The 17,510-nt window shown below is 49.0% G+C and carries 22 protein-coding genes and 4 pseudogenes; 11 read left to right on the plus strand and 15 right to left on the minus strand.

Features of this window, described 5'->3' with window-relative positions:
• Positions 1-323: pseudogene (locus METMK1DRAFT_RS17450) on the plus strand (IS256 family transposase); the annotation flags it as partial.
• Between the two features lie 1,152 nt (positions 324-1,475).
• Here METMK1DRAFT_RS17450 and METMK1DRAFT_RS04715 read toward each other — a convergent pair.
• Complete coding sequence (locus tag METMK1DRAFT_RS04715) at positions 1,476-1,655, minus strand: hypothetical protein (RefSeq protein WP_009071339.1); 180 nt, start codon at positions 1,653-1,655, stop codon at positions 1,476-1,478.
• A gap of 651 nt (positions 1,656-2,306) precedes the next feature.
• Here METMK1DRAFT_RS04715 and METMK1DRAFT_RS04720 point away from each other — a divergent pair.
• Positions 2,307-2,495, plus strand: coding sequence for a hypothetical protein (locus METMK1DRAFT_RS04720; protein ID WP_009071340.1), 189 nt, complete (start codon positions 2,307-2,309; stop codon positions 2,493-2,495).
• Between the two features lie 158 nt (positions 2,496-2,653).
• Here METMK1DRAFT_RS04720 and METMK1DRAFT_RS04725 read toward each other — a convergent pair whose 3' ends face one another.
• The 10 genes and pseudogenes from METMK1DRAFT_RS04725 to METMK1DRAFT_RS16240 all read right to left on the minus strand — a co-directional run bounded on the left by METMK1DRAFT_RS04725 (position 2,654) and on the right by METMK1DRAFT_RS16240 (position 8,175).
• Positions 2,654-2,788 (minus strand): YHS domain-containing protein, encoded by a 135-nt coding sequence (locus METMK1DRAFT_RS04725; protein WP_009071341.1) that lies wholly within the window; start codon positions 2,786-2,788, stop codon positions 2,654-2,656.
• Between the two features lie 15 nt (positions 2,789-2,803).
• The gene (cobA, locus tag METMK1DRAFT_RS04730; protein WP_009071342.1) at positions 2,804-3,529 is read right to left on the minus strand and encodes a uroporphyrinogen-III C-methyltransferase; all 726 of its coding nucleotides are present in this window, start codon (positions 3,527-3,529) and stop codon (positions 2,804-2,806) included.
• Between the two features lie 9 nt (positions 3,530-3,538).
• Complete coding sequence (locus METMK1DRAFT_RS04735) at positions 3,539-4,129, minus strand: hypothetical protein (protein ID WP_009071343.1); 591 nt, start codon at positions 4,127-4,129, stop codon at positions 3,539-3,541.
• Positions 4,126-4,533, minus strand: a complete 408-nt coding sequence (locus METMK1DRAFT_RS04740) for a hypothetical protein (protein WP_009071344.1) — start codon at positions 4,531-4,533, stop codon at positions 4,126-4,128. The genes METMK1DRAFT_RS04735 and METMK1DRAFT_RS04740 overlap by 4 nt, the downstream gene beginning before the upstream one ends.
• 317 nt (positions 4,534-4,850) lie before the next feature.
• On the minus strand, positions 4,851-5,093 hold the full coding sequence (locus tag METMK1DRAFT_RS04745) for a hypothetical protein (RefSeq protein ID WP_009071345.1): 243 nt from the start codon (positions 5,091-5,093) through the stop codon (positions 4,851-4,853).
• A 6-nt stretch (positions 5,094-5,099) separates the two neighbouring features.
• On the minus strand, positions 5,100-5,312 hold the full coding sequence (locus tag METMK1DRAFT_RS04750; protein ID WP_009071346.1) for a hypothetical protein: 213 nt from the start codon (positions 5,310-5,312) through the stop codon (positions 5,100-5,102).
• A gap of 51 nt (positions 5,313-5,363) precedes the next feature.
• A pseudogene (locus METMK1DRAFT_RS16235) lies at positions 5,364-6,688 on the minus strand (IS200/IS605 family accessory protein TnpB-related protein).
• A pseudogene (locus METMK1DRAFT_RS04765) lies at positions 6,660-7,241 on the minus strand (IS607 family transposase). The pseudogenes METMK1DRAFT_RS16235 and METMK1DRAFT_RS04765 overlap by 29 nt, the downstream one beginning before the upstream one ends.
• A gap of 45 nt (positions 7,242-7,286) precedes the next feature.
• Positions 7,287-7,874 carry a phosphoheptose isomerase family protein gene (locus tag METMK1DRAFT_RS04770; RefSeq protein ID WP_009071354.1) on the minus strand — a complete coding sequence of 196 codons (588 nt, stop codon included), beginning with the start codon at positions 7,872-7,874 and terminating at the stop codon, positions 7,287-7,289.
• A gap of 100 nt (positions 7,875-7,974) precedes the next feature.
• Positions 7,975-8,175: a hypothetical protein gene (locus METMK1DRAFT_RS16240; RefSeq protein WP_082230010.1), complete on the minus strand. Its 201-nt coding sequence runs from the start codon at positions 8,173-8,175 to the stop codon at positions 7,975-7,977.
• A gap of 179 nt (positions 8,176-8,354) precedes the next feature.
• Here METMK1DRAFT_RS16240 and METMK1DRAFT_RS04775 point away from each other — a divergent pair, with 179 nt between their 5' ends.
• The 5 genes from METMK1DRAFT_RS04775 to METMK1DRAFT_RS04795 are packed head-to-tail and all read left to right on the plus strand — an operon-like array spanning position 8,355 to position 12,921.
• Positions 8,355-9,620 carry an amidohydrolase family protein gene (locus tag METMK1DRAFT_RS04775; protein WP_245544551.1) on the plus strand — a complete coding sequence of 422 codons (1,266 nt, stop codon included), beginning with the start codon at positions 8,355-8,357 and terminating at the stop codon, positions 9,618-9,620.
• Positions 9,583-10,377 carry a tRNA 4-demethylwyosine(37)-methyltransferase Taw21 gene (gene taw21, locus METMK1DRAFT_RS04780; protein WP_009071363.1) on the plus strand — a complete coding sequence of 265 codons (795 nt, stop codon included), beginning with the start codon at positions 9,583-9,585 and terminating at the stop codon, positions 10,375-10,377. Before METMK1DRAFT_RS04775 ends, taw21 begins: the two co-directional genes overlap by 38 nt.
• Positions 10,378-10,389: 12 nt before the next feature.
• Positions 10,390-10,623, plus strand: coding sequence for a hypothetical protein (locus tag METMK1DRAFT_RS04785; protein WP_009071366.1), 234 nt, complete (start codon positions 10,390-10,392; stop codon positions 10,621-10,623).
• Between the two features lie 49 nt (positions 10,624-10,672).
• The gene (locus METMK1DRAFT_RS04790) at positions 10,673-11,959 is read left to right on the plus strand and encodes a glutamine synthetase family protein (protein WP_009071367.1); all 1,287 of its coding nucleotides are present in this window, start codon (positions 10,673-10,675) and stop codon (positions 11,957-11,959) included.
• The gene (locus tag METMK1DRAFT_RS04795; RefSeq protein WP_048087425.1) at positions 11,959-12,921 is read left to right on the plus strand and encodes an alcohol dehydrogenase catalytic domain-containing protein; all 963 of its coding nucleotides are present in this window, start codon (positions 11,959-11,961) and stop codon (positions 12,919-12,921) included. The genes METMK1DRAFT_RS04790 and METMK1DRAFT_RS04795 overlap by 1 nt, the downstream gene beginning before the upstream one ends.
• On the opposite strand, the gene rtcA is transcribed toward METMK1DRAFT_RS04795, so the two are convergent.
• Positions 12,918-13,928, minus strand: coding sequence for an RNA 3'-terminal phosphate cyclase (gene rtcA / locus METMK1DRAFT_RS04800; protein WP_009071370.1), 1,011 nt, complete (start codon positions 13,926-13,928; stop codon positions 12,918-12,920). The genes METMK1DRAFT_RS04795 and rtcA overlap by 4 nt on opposite strands.
• Positions 13,929-13,942: 14 nt before the next feature.
• Between rtcA and METMK1DRAFT_RS04805 the strand changes: the two genes are divergently transcribed.
• The gene (locus tag METMK1DRAFT_RS04805; RefSeq protein WP_009071371.1) at positions 13,943-14,386 is read left to right on the plus strand and encodes a hypothetical protein; all 444 of its coding nucleotides are present in this window, start codon (positions 13,943-13,945) and stop codon (positions 14,384-14,386) included.
• On the opposite strand, the gene METMK1DRAFT_RS04810 is transcribed toward METMK1DRAFT_RS04805, so the two are convergent.
• Entirely contained in the window at positions 14,366-15,418 is a 1,053-nt protein-coding gene (locus tag METMK1DRAFT_RS04810) for a Y-family DNA polymerase (protein WP_009071373.1), read from the minus strand. The genes METMK1DRAFT_RS04805 and METMK1DRAFT_RS04810 overlap by 21 nt on opposite strands.
• Positions 15,415-16,245, minus strand: coding sequence for a PfkB family carbohydrate kinase (locus METMK1DRAFT_RS04815; RefSeq protein ID WP_009071374.1), 831 nt, complete (start codon positions 16,243-16,245; stop codon positions 15,415-15,417). Before METMK1DRAFT_RS04815 ends, METMK1DRAFT_RS04810 begins: the two co-directional genes overlap by 4 nt.
• Before the next feature lie 285 nt (positions 16,246-16,530).
• Between METMK1DRAFT_RS04815 and METMK1DRAFT_RS19985 the strand changes: the two are divergent.
• The 3 genes and pseudogenes from METMK1DRAFT_RS19985 to METMK1DRAFT_RS19995 form a co-directional block, all read left to right on the plus strand.
• A pseudogene (locus tag METMK1DRAFT_RS19985) lies at positions 16,531-16,817 on the plus strand (hypothetical protein); the annotation flags it as partial.
• 44 nt (positions 16,818-16,861) lie between these two features.
• Positions 16,862-16,996, plus strand: coding sequence for a hypothetical protein (locus METMK1DRAFT_RS19990; protein WP_281034077.1), 135 nt, complete (start codon positions 16,862-16,864; stop codon positions 16,994-16,996).
• Positions 16,997-17,020: 24 nt separating this feature from the next.
• Positions 17,021-17,254: an IS200/IS605 family accessory protein TnpB-related protein gene (locus METMK1DRAFT_RS19995; RefSeq protein ID WP_245544552.1), complete on the plus strand. Its 234-nt coding sequence runs from the start codon at positions 17,021-17,023 to the stop codon at positions 17,252-17,254.
• A gap of 46 nt (positions 17,255-17,300) precedes the next feature.
• Here METMK1DRAFT_RS19995 and METMK1DRAFT_RS20000 read toward each other — a convergent pair whose 3' ends face one another.
• Complete coding sequence (locus tag METMK1DRAFT_RS20000; RefSeq protein ID WP_281034078.1) at positions 17,301-17,426, minus strand: hypothetical protein; 126 nt, start codon at positions 17,424-17,426, stop codon at positions 17,301-17,303.
• Positions 17,427-17,510 lie beyond the last annotated feature (84 nt).

Raw genomic sequence — 17,510 nt, forward strand, 5'->3', positions numbered from 1 at the left:
GCAGACCTGCCTGGTCCACCTCAAACGGAGGGTGGACAGGAGGGTGAGGGTCTTGCTGGACCTCCTCCTCTCCCTCGCCGAGTCCGTCCCCACCCGTGGCTCTCCCCTCCTACCTCCTCGCCCCCAGGGAGGCCCCTCCTCAGGTCAAACAACCTGGCCGAGTACTTCAACTCCATCCTGGAGAGTTCGGGAAGTGCCACTCCCCCTGGAGGACCGCCCGGGCCATAGCCCTCAACTACAACCTCTCGATCTATCATCTCATCCTTGTAATAATATTACAAGAACCCTTATTTCTTCGTGATGTGATCAAATATATTCAGTAATTCCTTCATTGAATAAGTCTAAACCGAGAGATATATTACAATTTGCAAAGGAGCCCTTAATCACCCAGTCTACCACAGCGCCCAACTACTATGCTCTCAAACTGCCTAAAATCCTACTAACCTCTGCTTTAGGACCTACTAAACTGCAATTCTGGGCCTGCTAAGCTGCTAAACTCTAAACTGGGGGGTGATGAAGGGGAAAAGAAAGCGGGCGAGGGTGGCGGTGAAGTGCTTACTAGTTCTTTATAAAGAGAATATATATTGTTATTTTGTATTTCACGTACAAAAAAGTAGTAAAATATAAAATAGTTATCTATTTTAGTGTGAAAGAAAAGATAGTTAGTTAATGTAAAGAAAAAGAAAATAATGGAATAAAAGAACTGTTATAATATTCATATTGTGGTAATAAAAAGGCAAAGATAAAAACAAAAAAAGTTTTTAAATATGTTTTAACAGAAGTAGAAATGGGGGATGAGGGGATGATGAGTAGGGTCAGAATTGACCTATGATAGGACACCCGGAAGCTGACCTGACCCCCTCATCCCTAATTCATTACTTATCTTTTCAACTATTAAGCTTTTCTTCTCATCCAATTTTGAAAAATCGAGCGAAGAATGAGGTTGGATCCTAACGATGAAGTTTTGTTGTTTGCTACTCTTATTAAGTGAGCTAACGTATGCAATAACACGGCATAAGCAAAATCTAGGATTGAAGGAAAAAGAGATTAAGCTTTTTGTTTTAATTTTTTCTCATTAAATTGGGGAGTTAATTCAAAATTTATAAAACTTTCTCTAAATATAAAATTTTAGGGCGATGATGAAACGACGTGCTGAGAACATGAGGAACGACTTAGAAGCTGAGCCTTGTCAACAGTTTCCGATAAACCGTGAATTATGCGTAAAAAAAAGAAAATAATGAATAAAAGAAATGTTATAATATTCACATAAAGATAATAAATGTGCTGGAAGAAGAAACTAAAAGATTAAAACATCTGTTTAACTACACATCTAAATAGGGGGCACCCCTGGAGGTGATGACGGGAGGCATACCGATAGGTGACGAATGGCTTGGAACCTGATCCCCGCCCGCCCCCCATTGTTTTTTCTTACTACCTCATTTATATTTTTATACAATGTTGTACTTCTTACTACCTCATTTATATTTTTCCAAGTCGATGTTGTACTTCTTAGCGTATTCTTTTAGGCCTAAGTCTAAGACCTCGTCGGCAACTTCTGAGTATCTTTTCCCTATGTCTACAGCTATCTTCTTTATTATCCTGGCGTATTGAGGGCTTACCCACAGTTGTTCCTTATTTGTTGGGTGAGACACCATTTCCCTCACTAAGTAAATATCTATTTAGATGTTTAAAAGCTTTACTGTTGAGATAAAGAGATTGTATAAACTCCCCAGTTTAGTGTAGAAAATTCAACTACTGGTAATAACTACTACTAAGGGTTTGGAAAGTAAAAGCAACGAGTGAAAGTGTAGGCCCCGTAAAAAGAAGTGCGTAAGGCCTTCTTTCTTTTCATAAAATTTTCTAAAAGTGAAAGTAAAAATTCAATTAGTCTCAAAAAAGTGTAAGTTAGTCTTCATAAAAAATACGTAAAATTGAAAGAGTAAAAAAAGTATTGTGAAAGTTCGGAAAAAATTCAGTAGTAGTAAATACTAGCAAAATCTCTTTTTAAAGAAATAGAATTTTTTCGGCAAACCGGGGAGTTATTTTGAGAAATTAGTTTGCTCTTATCCAAAACTTTTTCAAATTAAACTCCCCAGTTTATCAAACTTAGGATATTTATTACAGTTATGAGAAATTAGAAAGATAGGGTTAGGTTATGTTATTTCTTATTTAGAGAAGGTTCTTATTCAGTCTTACCTTTAAGATTAGACTGTAACGCTTCTACGTAACTACTCGTTATTTTTAATCATCTAAATATCGTTTTGACAAGTTGTGTTTATGTAGTATCACCGAAGTAGTTTTTATTGATGATCCCCCTAACTGATGACGGGCACTGCTCACGAGGTTTGGGGAGTGATAAAAGTGTGGATGGGAGGGTATTGAAGTTTCCCTCGACTAGCCCCAGTGATCTGGGGGTGACCGTGTATGAGCCCTCAGCAGGGGTGCCCGTGGTGGAATTAGAAGTAATTAAAGAAGGTAAGTTACGCCACGGGTAAACACCGTTCTTTAACCTATATGCAAACAATACCCTGGCCTTAGTGAACTCATCTAATATTTCACTTATCCTAGAGTCAATTCCTCAACCCAGCCTAAGTCGACTAGGAAGTTTAGACCTTCACCACTGTGAAGGAGGCCGATCCACGAGGTGGAACGTTCACTTAACGTAATTCTCAGGTCTTTTCTTGAACTCCGCCATACACATCGGGGAACAGAAGAGGTATGTCTTTCCCTTATACGTAACCTTGTAAGGTGATTGGGTCACCTCCTCCCCACACACGGGATCCTTCAAGTGGGCTCACCTTGTCTATTTAAACTTCCACAATTTATTCCTTAACTCCACAACTTCCCCCACCACTATGAGGGCTGGAGAGGTTACGTTATGCTCTCTCACCGTCTTTGCTAGCTCCCTCAAAGTGCACGTGAGTACCCTCTGGCCCTCCGTTGTAGCCTTCTCTATCACAGCCACAGGTGTCCTCTCACTCCTCACCTTCATCAGATTCTCGGCTACCTCCTCGACCCTCGACACGCTCATCAGGAGAACCACTGTGCCCTTCTTTGGGATGTAGTCCAGATCCATGGCTGATCCATCAGCCCTCTGTCCTGTCACGACCGAGAATCCAGAGGAGTACCAACGACTTGTCACAGGAATCCCAGCGTAGGCCGGTCCCGCTATGGCGCTGGTCACTCCGGGTATCACTTCGCACTCCACCCCCCTCTCTATCAGAAAGAGGCATTCTTCTTCTCCCCTTCCGAAAACGTAGGGATCTCCACCCTTCAGCCTGACAACCGTGAGTCCCATTCTAGCCTTCTTTAGAAGCAGGGCGTTGATTCCCTCCTGGATCTCAGCCTCCCCCCTCTCCTTCCCAACGTAGATGAGCTCCGCCCCATTCCTGATTTCCCTCAGTAGTTCGGGAGAGATCAACCTATCGTACAGGACAACGTCAGCCTGCCTCAGTACCTTTAGTCCCTTGACCGTGATCAATCCTGGATCCCCTGGACCTCCACCCACTATATAGACCTTCCCGCTCATCTTCTCTCCTCAAACAACGTTAACCCGTCTCACGATATAAACCCCGAAGGCCACTCCCTCCAGTAACTTAATCAGATACGCCAGTATGAAGACGTCGTTTAACAAGACCTGTTGTGAGACGTGGAAGATTCCGGAGTCAATGTAGAGGATAATTATGAAGAAGACGTCTGCCGCAAATCCCAGGGAGTAGAGTGTGAACTTCTCCATGAACCTCAACGAGGTGATAGAGTAACCTATTATGAACCCGCCCGCGAATTCCGACAGGAACGCCCCAATGAAGAGCCACTGTAACTGCAGTGCCATGGTGTAAACGAAGGGAGTGAACCAAGGTAACATCATCAGGATCGCAATGGAAATGAACAGCCAGGCTCTCCCCCTGAGAACAACAGAGGCTATGGGTATTAGCTCACCGTCCTCCGTCTCCACATATTTCTCCTTGGGGGTGTAATTGTGCATGGCGAACCACCCCAGGAGTGCCCCAGACAGGATGGGACCCTGATAGGAGATCAGTCTCAGCAATGGGTCCCCCACACCGTAGACGACTCCAGAAACTATCAGGAGGACTAACCCCGCATATTTGGCCACAGCTGTCTGCTTCAATCGGCCGACCTCCTCTCAGTCCTTAGGACAACGGTCTCCCTATCTCTTAGGGAGCAAACCCCCTCACGGAGGCTACTCGGTTGTGGCTCACAACGAAGGAGATCTGGCCCCCTGAAGGCTGAGCCCACGACGCCGATCATCAACACTTCTCGCTGACCGTTCAGGTCGAAGTGAGGCGTTTGGTCAAGGGGACGGTAGATGACTCCCACGGGCTTTCTCAACACCTCCAAGTTGCTGAGATAACAGAGCCTGGACGTGTCCTCCAGAGTTCCCCTCAAGGCAGCCTCCACTTGAAGGAGATGTTGTCCCTCCTCATGGCTTAACCGGTCGTGAATGCCAGCTGAGACATCTGTCAATCTCCTCACATCCCTCTCCGTTGAATCAATGGCCGAAAGACTAATCATGTTGCTCCTCCCGATCCTAAACTCAACCTCACACCTACCCTCCTCGAGTGTCGCATTGGGTAATTCTCTTCCCGCTCCTCACCTCTACTAAGTTGACTGGAGGAGGGCATCTCTGGAATAAGTGAAGTCCTCAATTTTAACTTTACCTACCTCCTCACTTTATGAGTTTGCCTCAATTTTTACAAAGAAGCTTTCAAGTTTTCCTCCATTAATCTAACATCACCTTAAAGACTTTATATAGATTTAATTACAACATCTCCCCAAGTAAGTTGGAGTGTAACGTAAAACACTCGACCCCTGGAGTGAGTTTACCCCCATTAAGGGAGGTAGATCAAATATGTTACCTTTCCGTCAACCTTCTCCTTGCTCACTATCTTAACTCCCTGCTCTTTCATTGCCTGGGCCCACATCTCTACTTGATCTTCCTGAGCTCCAGGGGTAGCTAATACCTTAATCTCCCTGTTCCCTCCGGTTTCTAACCACTTCCTCATTAACACCACCGCAGGGGCGTTGGCTCCACAGCTCCCTGTCTCCTTAGTAAGGTCAATCTCTTCCGTCAAGCAGCCTCAATATATCATATGGGAGCTCAACTTTAAGATACTTTCGTTTTCAGCGAAGTAAACCTTCTCCCACGACCTTCGTTCCATCTCAGCTATGATGGACCTAATAATTGAGACCGCGTTGCAGAGGGAGGTCCTGCACCCCGTCATAACGAAGGATCTCCCTCCTCTCTCCTTCAGTTTCCTCTCCCTCTCATCCCCGGAGGACAGTACTATCACCTTCCTACCCACGCTGGCGAATATGGGAGAGTGGAGAAATTGTTCCAGTGTTTACCCGTGGCGTAACTTCTCTTTACTTTTAATTACTTCTAATTCCGCCACGGGCACCCCTCTTGAGGGATCATACAGGGTCACCCTTAACTCATTGGGGCTAGTCGAGGGAAACACCACTACCCTCCCATCCACCTTCCTTACCAAGTTAAGGGGAGCAATAGAATCCCTCTCCAAAAGAACTTCACCGCTTTCCAGGTACCTAGCGTTCACCTTCAGTACTTTTACACCCCCACCCTCGTGAGCAGAGCCCGTCATCAGGTGGGGGTTAAAAACCCTGATAACTTTCTCAACTGTCTGTTTCCTCTTCCTCAACTTCTCACCGTTAAACGGGTTGATGGAGGAAGTGTAGGACTCAGAGACCTCTGCGACCTCTATCGGCTGAGTTTTCAACATCTCCAGAAATTTAACAACACTCCACTGGTGAATCCTATGCCTAAGCTTATCATTTTTATTGCTCTCCATCTTCTCCTTAGACCTTGAGGAGAACTTACCTACTACGACTTTGGCACTTAAGCTCCTAGCAAGCTCTGTTATCCTCTTTACAGTCTTCCTCAACACGTCAGTTTTCCTCTCCCTCTCCCTCAATTTTCTCAACTTCTTCTTTATTAACTCGTCCTTAGTTGAGTGTCCTTTAGTAATCTCCTCCCTCCTCAAGGAGTAATTAACCACAATCCTCCCTAACCCAGTCTCATATCTCCTCAACTCCTTGAGTTTAAGACCCTCGAAGACTGCTACCGTGACGTTATTCTCATTAACGTCAATAGAGATATGATTGCCGTCTTTCGTGTCAACCTCAACCTCCTTCTCAAAAGTCAACCAAACTAGGACTTTCCTACCAACTAATCTTAACTTAAGCTCTTGCGAAACCCTCCAACCCTCATGCAAGTAACGAATAAGCTGTCTAGTTACCATGAGGGGAATCTCGACCCAACCCTTGTGGGTTAAAACATTAACTGAAACCTTGTTAAACCTCCAATTAACCATGTTAGGAATAGTGATCATAACCCTCTTATACTCCGGTTTATCCTTCCTCGTTAATCCTTTCTTTTCCTCTCCCTGAAACTCTTAACAATCCTTCCAGCAACGACGTAGGCACCTTCAATAACCCTTGAAGGTAGGAAGGGGTACTTCTCCTTATAATGATTGTAAAACCTCTCGTGCAACTTCTTCCTAGTGGTCTGTAAGCGCTTTGATAGGATTACCTCAATCATTTCGTTAACGAACTTCCTCTGATGTTCTTCAACCTCCCTAAGAACGCGGTACTTCCACTCGTTCAAGAAGTCGCCCTCTAGTTTAACCGTCCTTTTCAACGTTTTCAACACATTTTACCACCTTCTCATACTCTTGGCCGTAAATTCTTGGGGCGAATGACTTGACGATCTCTACAAAGTCCTCCACTAGCTCCTGCGTGTGATCCTTATCATCTTGGAAAGCCACAATAACGTTTACTCCGTAAGCTTTGAACTCTACGAGGTATTCGAAGCCGAAACGTGTTAGCCTGTCCTTATGAGCTACAACTGCGTCAATTTGCCTCCTCTTGGCTAATTCTATTAACTTCTTTAAACCTTCTCTGTCCTCTTTCAATCCGGAACCTATATCCTTTTTCTATCACACTCACTTCACCGAAAGTTTTCCTATTCTCTCAATGCGCCCAACTGCCTCTCCAAGTCGTCCCTTTGCGTTCACGAAACTCGTGCGTAAATCGCTACTTGTTTAACCCTTCCACCGCCGGACAACAATCAATTTCGCTGTAAGGTATTCTCCACCTACCGTTAACCTCAACAACCTTTATCTTCCCCTCCCTTACTTAATGACACCACTCCTACTCACGCCGAATATTTCAGCAACCTCACTGGGTGTTAGATACCTCTCCACAATAATTAAAAGTAACCAGAAGTATTTAAAAGTCACGTGAAAGTGCTATAATCTCTCGGCATTGGACGGTTCGCCAAATATTTCGGCCATCTTGAGGTAGGAGAAGTAGGCTATGCCGAAGTTCCCTCCCTGGCCTACAAAAACAGGTGTACGTCCTATTTTAACTTCTCTCCCCACACCAACTACCTCTTCGTGGTCAGCCAAGGAGTATGCTGCCCTCAGGGTTAGAAGGAAGGAGCCCATTCCGGGTCTGGGACTATCGGGCGGGGAGAACGGTATTACTATTTTCCTGTCAGCGAGCTCGAAGAGTTTTGAGCGAGGGTTAGCCGTGATGAGGAGTATCTTTCCCTTCCCCCTCTGTCTTTCAGCCAGGGATCTAAGTACCCTCGGTCTACCTGAAACGGAGATTATTAAGAGTGGTTTCCTGAAGTTCCACCCCAAGAGCTCGTACGGATCCACACACCTGAACCTTCCCTTGGTGACGCCTTCCAGGGCCAGGCACACTGCATAAGAGTCACCCGCACCTGTGACCAATCCCTCCCTGAGCCTCTCATCCACGCTCACAGACGTCCTCTGAGCCTCCTCAACTTCCCTCTTCAACTCAGAGATGACCGACATTACGTAGACTGACATCCTGTAGGGGTTGAGTAAATAAAAACTTGAAACAGAAAACTCAACTCTCCTCTAAACTGCACTAGGCGAAGGAGTGAGCTTTGTGGGGGCTCAGGGGTGTTTACCCGTGGCGTAACTTACCTTCTTTAACCACTTCTAATTCCGCCACGGGCACCCCTCCTAAGGGGTCATACACGGTCACCCCCAGATCACTGGGGCTGGTCGAGGTAAACTTCAATACCCTCCCATCCAACTTCTCCCATCCTCGTGAGCAGTGCCCGTCATCGGTCGGGAGATCGTCAAGAGAGAATTCTTGGGTAATACTACATGAACATGACCGACGTCAAAACGATATTTATAAAATTGAAAATAACGAGTAGTTACGTGAAAGAGTTACAGTCTGTGGAGTACATCCCTCATCTCGGTAGCTCCAAGAACTCCATCCAATTCTCCGATGACGAGAAGTTGAGGCGTCGATTTCTCGCACAATAAGGGGGAGATGTGCGGAGAGCGGCAAGATCATTCACGAGAGGAAAACTTGGAGAACTCCTCAGGTCGAGGAGGCGTTTAGAAGTAGAAAATAGGAGAGGAGAAATTAAACTTAATTTATGGTTCAACCTGACTGAGAATAGGTTGAAGATACTAATAACCTCAGGTTTAGCTTACCTTAAGGACGGACCTGTGAAGGGCGCTAACATAGGGGTAAACGAGTCCCGGGTTGAGGCCATAACCAAGGAGATCCCACCAGACTTCGAGGACGCCGAGCTCCAAATAGGAGGAAAGGATAGGATAGTCTCTCCAGGTTTCGTGACCACCCACACTTATCTCTCCCTCTACCCCTTCAGGTACTCTCTGGTCTCAGGGAAGTTAAACGTCAACGATTTAGTATCAGTGTTAACCCCTAAGGATATCTATTCGCTGTCGCTGTTGGCCTCTTATCACCTCTTGAGAAGCGGCGTCACGGCCGCAGTGACTGCAGATCCCAGCCCAGAGAGCGCAGCCAGGGCCATGATGAGCGTGGGACTTAAACCTTTCCTGGCTGTGGGAGTTGGGTGCAACTGGGGCCCCTCAGATTGGAAGAGGGAATTCAAGGTCCTGAGGGAGAGGTGGGGAGGACCAGAGGGAAGGGTACTCTTAAAGATATGTGACCAGCAGGAGTTGGAGGAGGCCCTCCATGTGGCGTCCGAAGCTAGAGTTCCGGTACTTCTGGACAGGCTCGTCACCTTAGAGGGCATCTCCCAAGTGCCCAACTACACTACAGCCCTCGGAGGAGGATCCAGACAGGATCTGGAGGCGGTGAAGCGACTGGGGGCCGGGCTCTCTTTCCTCCCATCAATGGAGGTGTGCAAGTTCACTTTGGGTTCCTTCTCACCGTCGATATCTCTGGACGCTAGTTTGAGGTATGATGCCAGGGTGGAACTGGGTTTCGCTATCTCTAGGCTGACGCTGACTCCAGATGAGGCGTTCAAGGCACTGACTTCGTGGGGTTATCAGGCTCTAGGTATTAAGGGATCCCTCGAGGTGGGAGCTGTACCAGACTTGGTTGTGTTTCAGGTCGGGGAACCACCTAGCTATCCCCTGGATAGGAGTTCCCCGTATGAGACACTCATCTTCTCCACTGGGGTGCCTGAGACCGTAATAGTGGGAGGGGAGCCAGTTTTAGACGGGGGAGTTCCCCTAAACGTAGGGATCAAGGACATCGAGGAGGCGGAGGAGGTAGTCCAGGAGATTGCAGGAAAGAGGATCAGTTCTCTGGAAAAGGGTTGAGGTAGTTGGGGACATAGCCATCGTGGGGGTCCCCTTCAACGCTGACGAAGAGGAACTCAGACGTTTCGCAGAGGAGATGATGAGGAGAACTGGGGTGAGGGCGGTCTGGGGGAAGAAGAGGGATACGTCCGGAGATTTCAGACTTCCGACTTATGTTCACCTGGCCGGTGAGAGGCGTAGCGAGACCTTATATAGGGAACACTCCTGCGTCTATTTCCTGGACATAACTAAGGTGTTCTTCTCTTCCAAGCTCTCCTACGAGCACCGAAGGATAGCCAAGATGGTCAGACGTGGGGAAGTTGTGGTAAACATGTTTGCGGGCTTCGGGCCCTTCTCCATCCTCTCCTTCAAGCTAGGTCAACCAAAGGTGGTCTACTCTATTGATATTAATCCCTATGCATATTATTATATGATTGTAAATATCGAATTGAATAAGACCTACGGTGTGATTCCAATGTACGGAGACGCCTTTAGGAGGTTGAAGGAGCTGGGAGTGGTGGACAGGATAATCTCGCCGTTGCCTGAGAGAGGCAAAGAAGTTTACTGTGAGGCCATGGAGCATCTCAGGAGCGGAGGATACCTTCATCTATTTGTCGAGATTAAAGTCGAGAGGGGCGAGGATCCCTTAGAGAGGGCACTGAGGGAGTATCCTGCAGAGGGTGGAAGAGTGGTGAGGAGCGTGAATCCCTCAACCTACCACGTGGTCTTGGACATAAGGAAGGGTGAGAGCGTTTCTCCTTATAAGTCAGTTTGCTGAAACCTTCATCCAATGGAGTTCAACTTGAGAGATCTGGAGGACATGAACTTGGGCGTAATAGCCTGTCAAAGGAAGAGGGTGGAGGTGGGGAACTATCGCATAGTCTTCCGGAGGAGAAAGGTAGAGGGCGACTACATGTATCTGGTGGAGCTCTCACTGGGAGGAAAGGTAATAGAGAGGGGAGCCTTCACGGACTTCAGGGAGGCTACAATTTTTGCTGGGAGATTGTTCAGGGCGTTACTGTGAGGTTGAAATGCTTTTTATCTTTCCCGGGAGATGTGGGGCCTGAGGAGAGTTGTCAAAGGACGACGTACTCGAGGCGCTGAAGTCTGGGAGAATAGATTACGTGAGGGTGGAGTTCATAGATCTCTTGGGGAACGTCAGGGGCAGATCTTTGAGGAGGGCAGAGTTCGAGAAGGTCATGGGTCAGGATATGGGGGTGCCCTACGCCGAGTCCCTCGTGTTATTAGATTACTTGGACAGACCCATCAAGTCCAAGTATGAGGACATAATAGCCATGCCAGATCCACAGTCCTTCATTATTATTCCTTACTTGGAGAGGACGGCCAGGGTTCTCTCCTACCTCTTCTCCCCAGACGGTACGCCTTCGAAGTTCTGTACTAGGGGGATACTTAGGAGCGCCGTACAGAAGCTTGAGGAGATGGGTTTGGAGTTGGAGATCTCCTTCGAACCGACCTTCTATCTATTGAAAAAGGATCAAAAGGGCATGGTTCCATCGGATTTCGGCAAGGCCTTCTCACCAGAGGGACTCATGGAGGAACAGGGCTTCCTGAAGGACGTCATAAAGTACTTGGAATTGGTGGGGGTTCAGGTCGAGATGATAAATAAGCACTACGGTCCGGGGCAGTACGAGATCACCTTCTCGGCAAGGGACGCCATATCATCTGCAGACTCGTTGATAACAGCCAGGGAGATTATAAGGGATGTGGCCAAAATCTACAGTCAAGTAGCTACATTCATGCCTAAGCCCTTCTCTGACCTCCCGGGGAGTAGCATGGACATCTACATCAAGATAAAGAGAAAGGACGGTTCAGACGCGATGTTAGATCCCAACGATCCTAAGGGGATAGGTATCAGCAGGGTCGCCTACAGTTTCTTCGGTGGTATACTAGAACACATAGGGAGCATAATAGCCATAGCCTCTCCAACCATTAACTCGTACAAGAGGTTCAGGGAGGTAATAACTCCGAACCTTGGGGGAATAGGTCAAGAGAGGCACTTCATAATCAGGATCCCGAGCAACTTTAGGGAGTCGAAATCCCTGGAGTTTAGGCTGGCAGACCCCCTAGCCAACTCCTACCTACTGCTAGCCTCCCTCATATTCTCAGGGATAGAGGGAATGGAGAAGGGGGCAGATGTGGAGGTCAACGAGGTGGTCACCACCATACCCAAGGACATGAGAGAGGCGTTAAACGTGTTGGATGGAGACTCATCCCTGAAGTTCTCTCTTGGAACTGAGCTCATATCCTCGTTCCTCGAACTCAAGAAGAGGGAACTAGAGAGTTACGAAAACTATGTCTCTGAGTGGGAGAGGGAAGCTTACCTTAAGGCAGGATGGTAATGCTGGCAGCAATATTGAGGGAATTCGGCAAACCCCTGACTCTCGAGGAGATGGAAGTCCCCCATGGTGTCATGAAGGTCGGAGCCACAGGTCTCTGCCACGGAGATTTGCACATAATTATGGGAGAGTGGAGTTGGGACCTGGGGATCAAGCCCCCTCTCATCCTGGGACACGAAATTGCACTGGAGGGGGAGGACGGGACGTCCCTCCTGCTATATAACGCGAGAGGGTGTGGTAAATGTAAGGTGTGCTCTAAGGGTTTCCCCCAATTCTGCGAGAGGGTGAGGGTACTAGGTGTTCACGAGCACGGTGGATTCGCGGAGTACGTCCAGATCCCAAGTGGATACCCCCTAGTGCCGGTGAAGGGGGAAGCCTTTGAAGTAGCTCCCTTGGCTGACGCTGGCGTCACAGCCTACAATAGCGTGAAGGGGATAGGAGAGGGCGACAGCGTGGCGGTGTTAGGGACCGGGGCGGTGAGCATGTTCGCTGTCCAGATGCTCTCCATTAAGGGGGCAGAAGTCACCGTGGTGGGAAGGAACGAGAGGAAGCTGTCCAAGATGTTGGAGTTAGGGGCGTCAGAGGTGGTCAAGGCCAAAGGAGAGTACTCCACCGCCTTAGGAGAGGCCTACCCTAGGAGGAAATTCGACTACGTCATAGACTACGTGGGGAGCGACAGTTCACTGAGGGACGCGCCTTGGCTGTTGTCAAGGATGGGGGAGCTGAGGTTAGTGGGAGAATTCGGTGGGGAACTTAACGTTTCGGGTCAGCTACTTGTCCTGAGAGGGATAAGGGTTAGGGGAGTTCTATACGGAACCCTCAGGGACTTGATCTGGGTGAAGAGACTGTTCGAGAGAGGATCGTTAAGACCCATCTCGGTACCCTACACCCTATCTGAGATCAACGAGGCAATATCTGACTTGATGGAGGGAAGGGTAGTGGGTAGGGCAGTGATAGTACCTTAAGTCCCCTCAGTTTTACATTCCAGAAAGAACGGCCTCTCTCCCCTCAAGGTTATGTTCACGTTCAAGAACTTCCGGATTACCTCCAGGTTCGTCTTCGCATGCTCCGTGAGCTGTGCCCCCGTGTACCTGAGATTGTTGAGGGCGCACAGCACCATGAGCATGTCTGACATGTGTCTGTCTAAGGCTCCTCCGCTGGACATGTCCTGGAGCAGTTGTTCAGCTGCCCTCTCTCCCACGATCTCAGCCATGACTCCCCTCTCCCCTAACGCACTGCCTCCCATCAATGAGTCACCTACTGCCACCACTACTATCCCTGAGCCCTTGCTACCCACTTCATCAATCTCCAACTCTATGTGAACTGGTTTGCCGAACTTTTCCAAGTGCCTCCTGGCTGAGTCCGCCTGCCTCCTGGCTATATCTCCCGGCAGGGAGGACACATGAGACACTCCTACAAATTTCGTGGCCTCTCCCATCTCCGTGAGTGAGAGGGGTGTAGGGTTTCCCCTCACGTTCTCAAGAACAATTTCTCCACCCCCTTGAGGGTAGTGCCCCCTTCTCGAGACCCTGAGTTCTGCTCTCATCCCCATTTTCTCCAGGATGGGAAGGTAGACCAGTCTCATGTAATCTACCGGGGGAGATAGGGGGACGTCAGTACCTCCCCTTAGAGTCAGTCTCACATTTCTGTTCAGTATTACCGGGAGGGCGGTCATGGCTATCAGGACTACGCTCCCAGCAGTGCCCACATCCAAGGAGTAGTTCCCTTCCTGAACCTCTCCTGGCACGAACTCCAGTTCCGTGGAACCCAGGAAGTCACCTCTAACCTTTGCCTTTGCCAACAACTTCATCACCCTTACGGCCGACAGGTGCTGGTGCTGTAACCCAGGGTTCTTTCTTTTAGCCCTTATGTTTCTCATCTTGAATGGCCTCCCTGTGAGAACTGACAAGGTGAGTGAAGTCCTAAGTATCTGACCTCCTCCCTCACCGAAAGATCCATCTATCTCTATCACGTCTTATCAACCAAATGGAAGTCAGGGTGAAATTAAAGCCTCTAGCCAGGGTGCTCGGTAGGGAGGAGTTGATAGTTATACCAATTGCGGAACACGGTAGGTTCGTCCTGACCCTCAACTTCTACGAGGACGTCGAGGACGGGAGGAGAGGGAGGCTAGTGCTAGTGGAGGACAGGTTCGGTATGTTGACGCAGGTGAGGGTTATTGAGGGTGACAAGGTGAACGTTGAGGCAGAAGGGGTGAGGGAAGCTATGGAAGTGCTCTCCAAGGTCATTAGGATCGAGAGGTGGAACATGGGCAAAATCATCCCCCTGATACTTAATCCTGAGTTCAGGAATGAGCCTCGCAGTATGAGCAGGGGAGTGAGGGGATACGTGAACTACGTGAGCAGGTATGGAACTCCCGACACTGAGAAACTGAGGGGCATACTGACTCTTCTAGTGGAGGAAGTCCTCTAGGGTTGAGGTCTTGACGACCTTTCCTAACCTCACTCCAACTCTCCTCAATTTCCTCCCGTCCTTCTCCAGTAGCTTCATCAGTAAACTCATGGCCTCTTCCTTTGCCCTGTCTGAGGATAGGGCGAAGGTGTAACTCCTTCCCCTGCTGACGATATCCAGGTCTTCCATTATACCTATCACGTAGATCTCCTGAGGTAGACCGTCCACTTTCTTGTAGGCCTCCTCCACCGCCCTGTGAAGGAAGGGTCTAATCTCCTCAGGATCCCTCGTGTTTCTGGGGAGGGTCAAGTATCTCCCCATGTGGTGTCTCTCCCTCGGTTTCACCGGTTCCTGGAACGTGTTATTGGCTAGGCTGAGGAGATAGAGGGCCTTACTTTTACCTACCAGTCGCGAGAGCTCATTTAGCCCCACTTTCCTCAATTGCCCTAACTTGTTTATTCCCTTCTCCAAGAGGGCCCTTTCAGTGACCTCCCCCACTCCTGGGATCTCCCCCACGTCCAGGTTCTCCAGGAAACTCATGACTTCCTCCGGTCTGATAACTCCTAGACCCCCAGGCTTGTTCCTGTCGGCAATTACCTTGGCCAACACCTTATTTGGGGCTACCCCCATGCTCACCGACAATCCTTCCCTCTCCTTGATTTCAGTCTTAGCCCTGAGGGCCAACTCGATGGCCTCCTGGAAGTTCCTCACCCTCCTTGTGACGTCCATGTAGGCCTCATCTATACTGGCTACCTCCACCACGTCCGCATATCTCCCCAGGATTGTCATCACTCTGTCACTGACCTGTTGATAAAGTTCCTTCCTCATCCTGAGGAACACTACGTCCTTGGAGATTTCCTTGGCCTTCTTTATGGGAATCCCCGCCTTTATCCCCAACTTTCTCGCCTCGTAGTTTGAGGTGGCCACTGCACCACTGTCCTCAGATCTTCCAGAGAAAACACACACAGCAACAGGCTTGCCCTTAAGCGATGGATTCATGATCTCCTCCACCTGTGCGAAGAAGTAGTCCATGTCTACAAATACTACTATCATCTACAAATTACTTTAGGATTCATGCTTTTCAGTTTTTCTTCAACCTCTTTCAACTTGGGGGAACTTATTCCTCCCAGCCTCGTCACCTTGATCCCAGAAGCTACGATAGCTAACCTGAGTGCCTCCTCAATCGGTCTGTCGGCGACATAGACAACGTTGAAGGCAGCGTCAAAGACATCTCCAGCTCCTGTGGTGTCCACAGCGTTAACCTTGATGGACTCGGCCCTGCACTCCACCCCGTCTCCGAAGACTTCAGCTCCCTCCTCACCCTTCTTGATCACTGTCAGCTTAGAGTTGATCCTGGAACCCAACCTCTTGTACTCCTCCTGGTTTACGAAGATTACGTCCACCCTCTCGCCACTGTATTCAGAGGCATATGGCCCAGGATCGTAGCTCACCAATTTCGCTCCCTCGTCGTACACCACTGAGGAAGGGGGTATAGAGGCGAAGTGTATTACGTCAAATATCCCCCTCAGTTTACTTACGTCCTCGGCTGTAGGCATCAGTCTTGGATTACTCCTCCTTATCATTGAGATCTTACCGTCGTTCCTCAGAAAGATGACGGCGACATTGGGCTCCTCGTCCAGCTCCTCTAGGTAGTCCAATCCTACACCTTCCTCGGCTAGAGGGGACATCAAAGCCTTGACTAGTGGTGTTCTCCCTACCTTGGCGTATACCTTCGAGCTGTGGCCCAACCTAGCCACCGCGACCGCATAATTTGTCGCTGAGCCACCTGGGAAGAACTCGATGAGATCCGTGTATTGAGGGGAGTCTGGACTCGGAATCTGGTCTGCCCTGACTATGACGTCTATGTTAAGCTTACCCACAGCTAAATGGACCGGGACAGTCAGTTAGCCGCCACCTCTTCACAATTCTGACCCAAAGGTACTCATCACTAGACTGGGCAGATATAAGATTACCCAGTTATTTAGCCTCCACCAGTTCCAGATGAGAAATCCAGTCCTTAAATACTCGTGAAACCTACTGATCGTGAAACCCCCACGTCTGGGACCGTTGTTGAATTGCCCACCGTGAGGGAGGGGATGGATAGCTCCTTTTAGAAATGTTTTTAGATATTAATATAACATATTCTTTATAGGCATATTCTTTTAATGCCCACCGTAGGGTTTAGGTTTCGCGCATACATAGATCAACAAACGTTTAGGGCGTTAGAGGCCCGGTTGGAGTTAGCCTCAAGTTCACAACACCCTGCGTTGGGCAGACGTGTACTTCCGTGAACTAGACGGGAAGTGGTCAACACGGACGGAGTTGAGGCAACCGGCACTGGACCTGAGGAAGCAGGACGTCCAATGTCAGTCAATGTACTCCCAGGTAGTCCAACAGGTCGCACTACGAGGCCAGGGAGAGGTCCTTAGACGGATTGTCGCGTTTTCCCAGGACGAACGGGGTGGTTGCCCTGGACGTCGGGATGGGAAGTCGCTCGTGGCCTCGGGTGGTGCCCAACATGAGACATGGGGAAGGCACTCGGGAGCTGAGGAAGCTGCACGGGGACCTCTCCAGGAAGGAGTTCCTGTCAAGAACTTGTTCAAGACGAAGGTCAAGGTCGCCGAAGCTTAAGGGCGCTCGAAGGAGCTGAGGGACGTGAGGTTGGGCGAACACTTCCCCGAGAAGTACGACGTGGTCGTCATGGAGGACGTTCAAGTTAAGGAACTGGTGGGTAAGTCCTCAAGGAGGATGAGGCTCCGCGACGTCGCGTTCCACGAGCTAGAGACCGTCCTGAAGTACCAGGTGGAGAAGTACGGCAAGGAACTGGTCCTCGTCGAACCATCATGTACCTCCAAGGCCTGTGCCAGATGCGGACACGTGAAGGACTAGACCTTAGCAGATCGCGTGTTCTCTGCGGTTGGGTAACAGACCTTGACTACAACGCTTCCCTGAACGTGCTCAAGAGATCAGGACTGGTGGCCTGTAGTGCCTGTGGAGCTCCTCCCTCTACCCGCTGGGCAAGGAAGCAGGAAGCTCCGTCCGCTAGGGCGAGGTGGTTCACTCAAGATACCTCCACGAAGTTAGTCCACGAAGTTAGCTCCGTGCATGGTTATAGCAAGGGGGATCGATCTTTAAAAATAAGTAC

Source organism: Metallosphaera yellowstonensis MK1, assembly GCF_000243315.1.
Lineage (GTDB): Archaea > Thermoproteota > Thermoprotei_A > Sulfolobales > Sulfolobaceae > Metallosphaera > Metallosphaera yellowstonensis.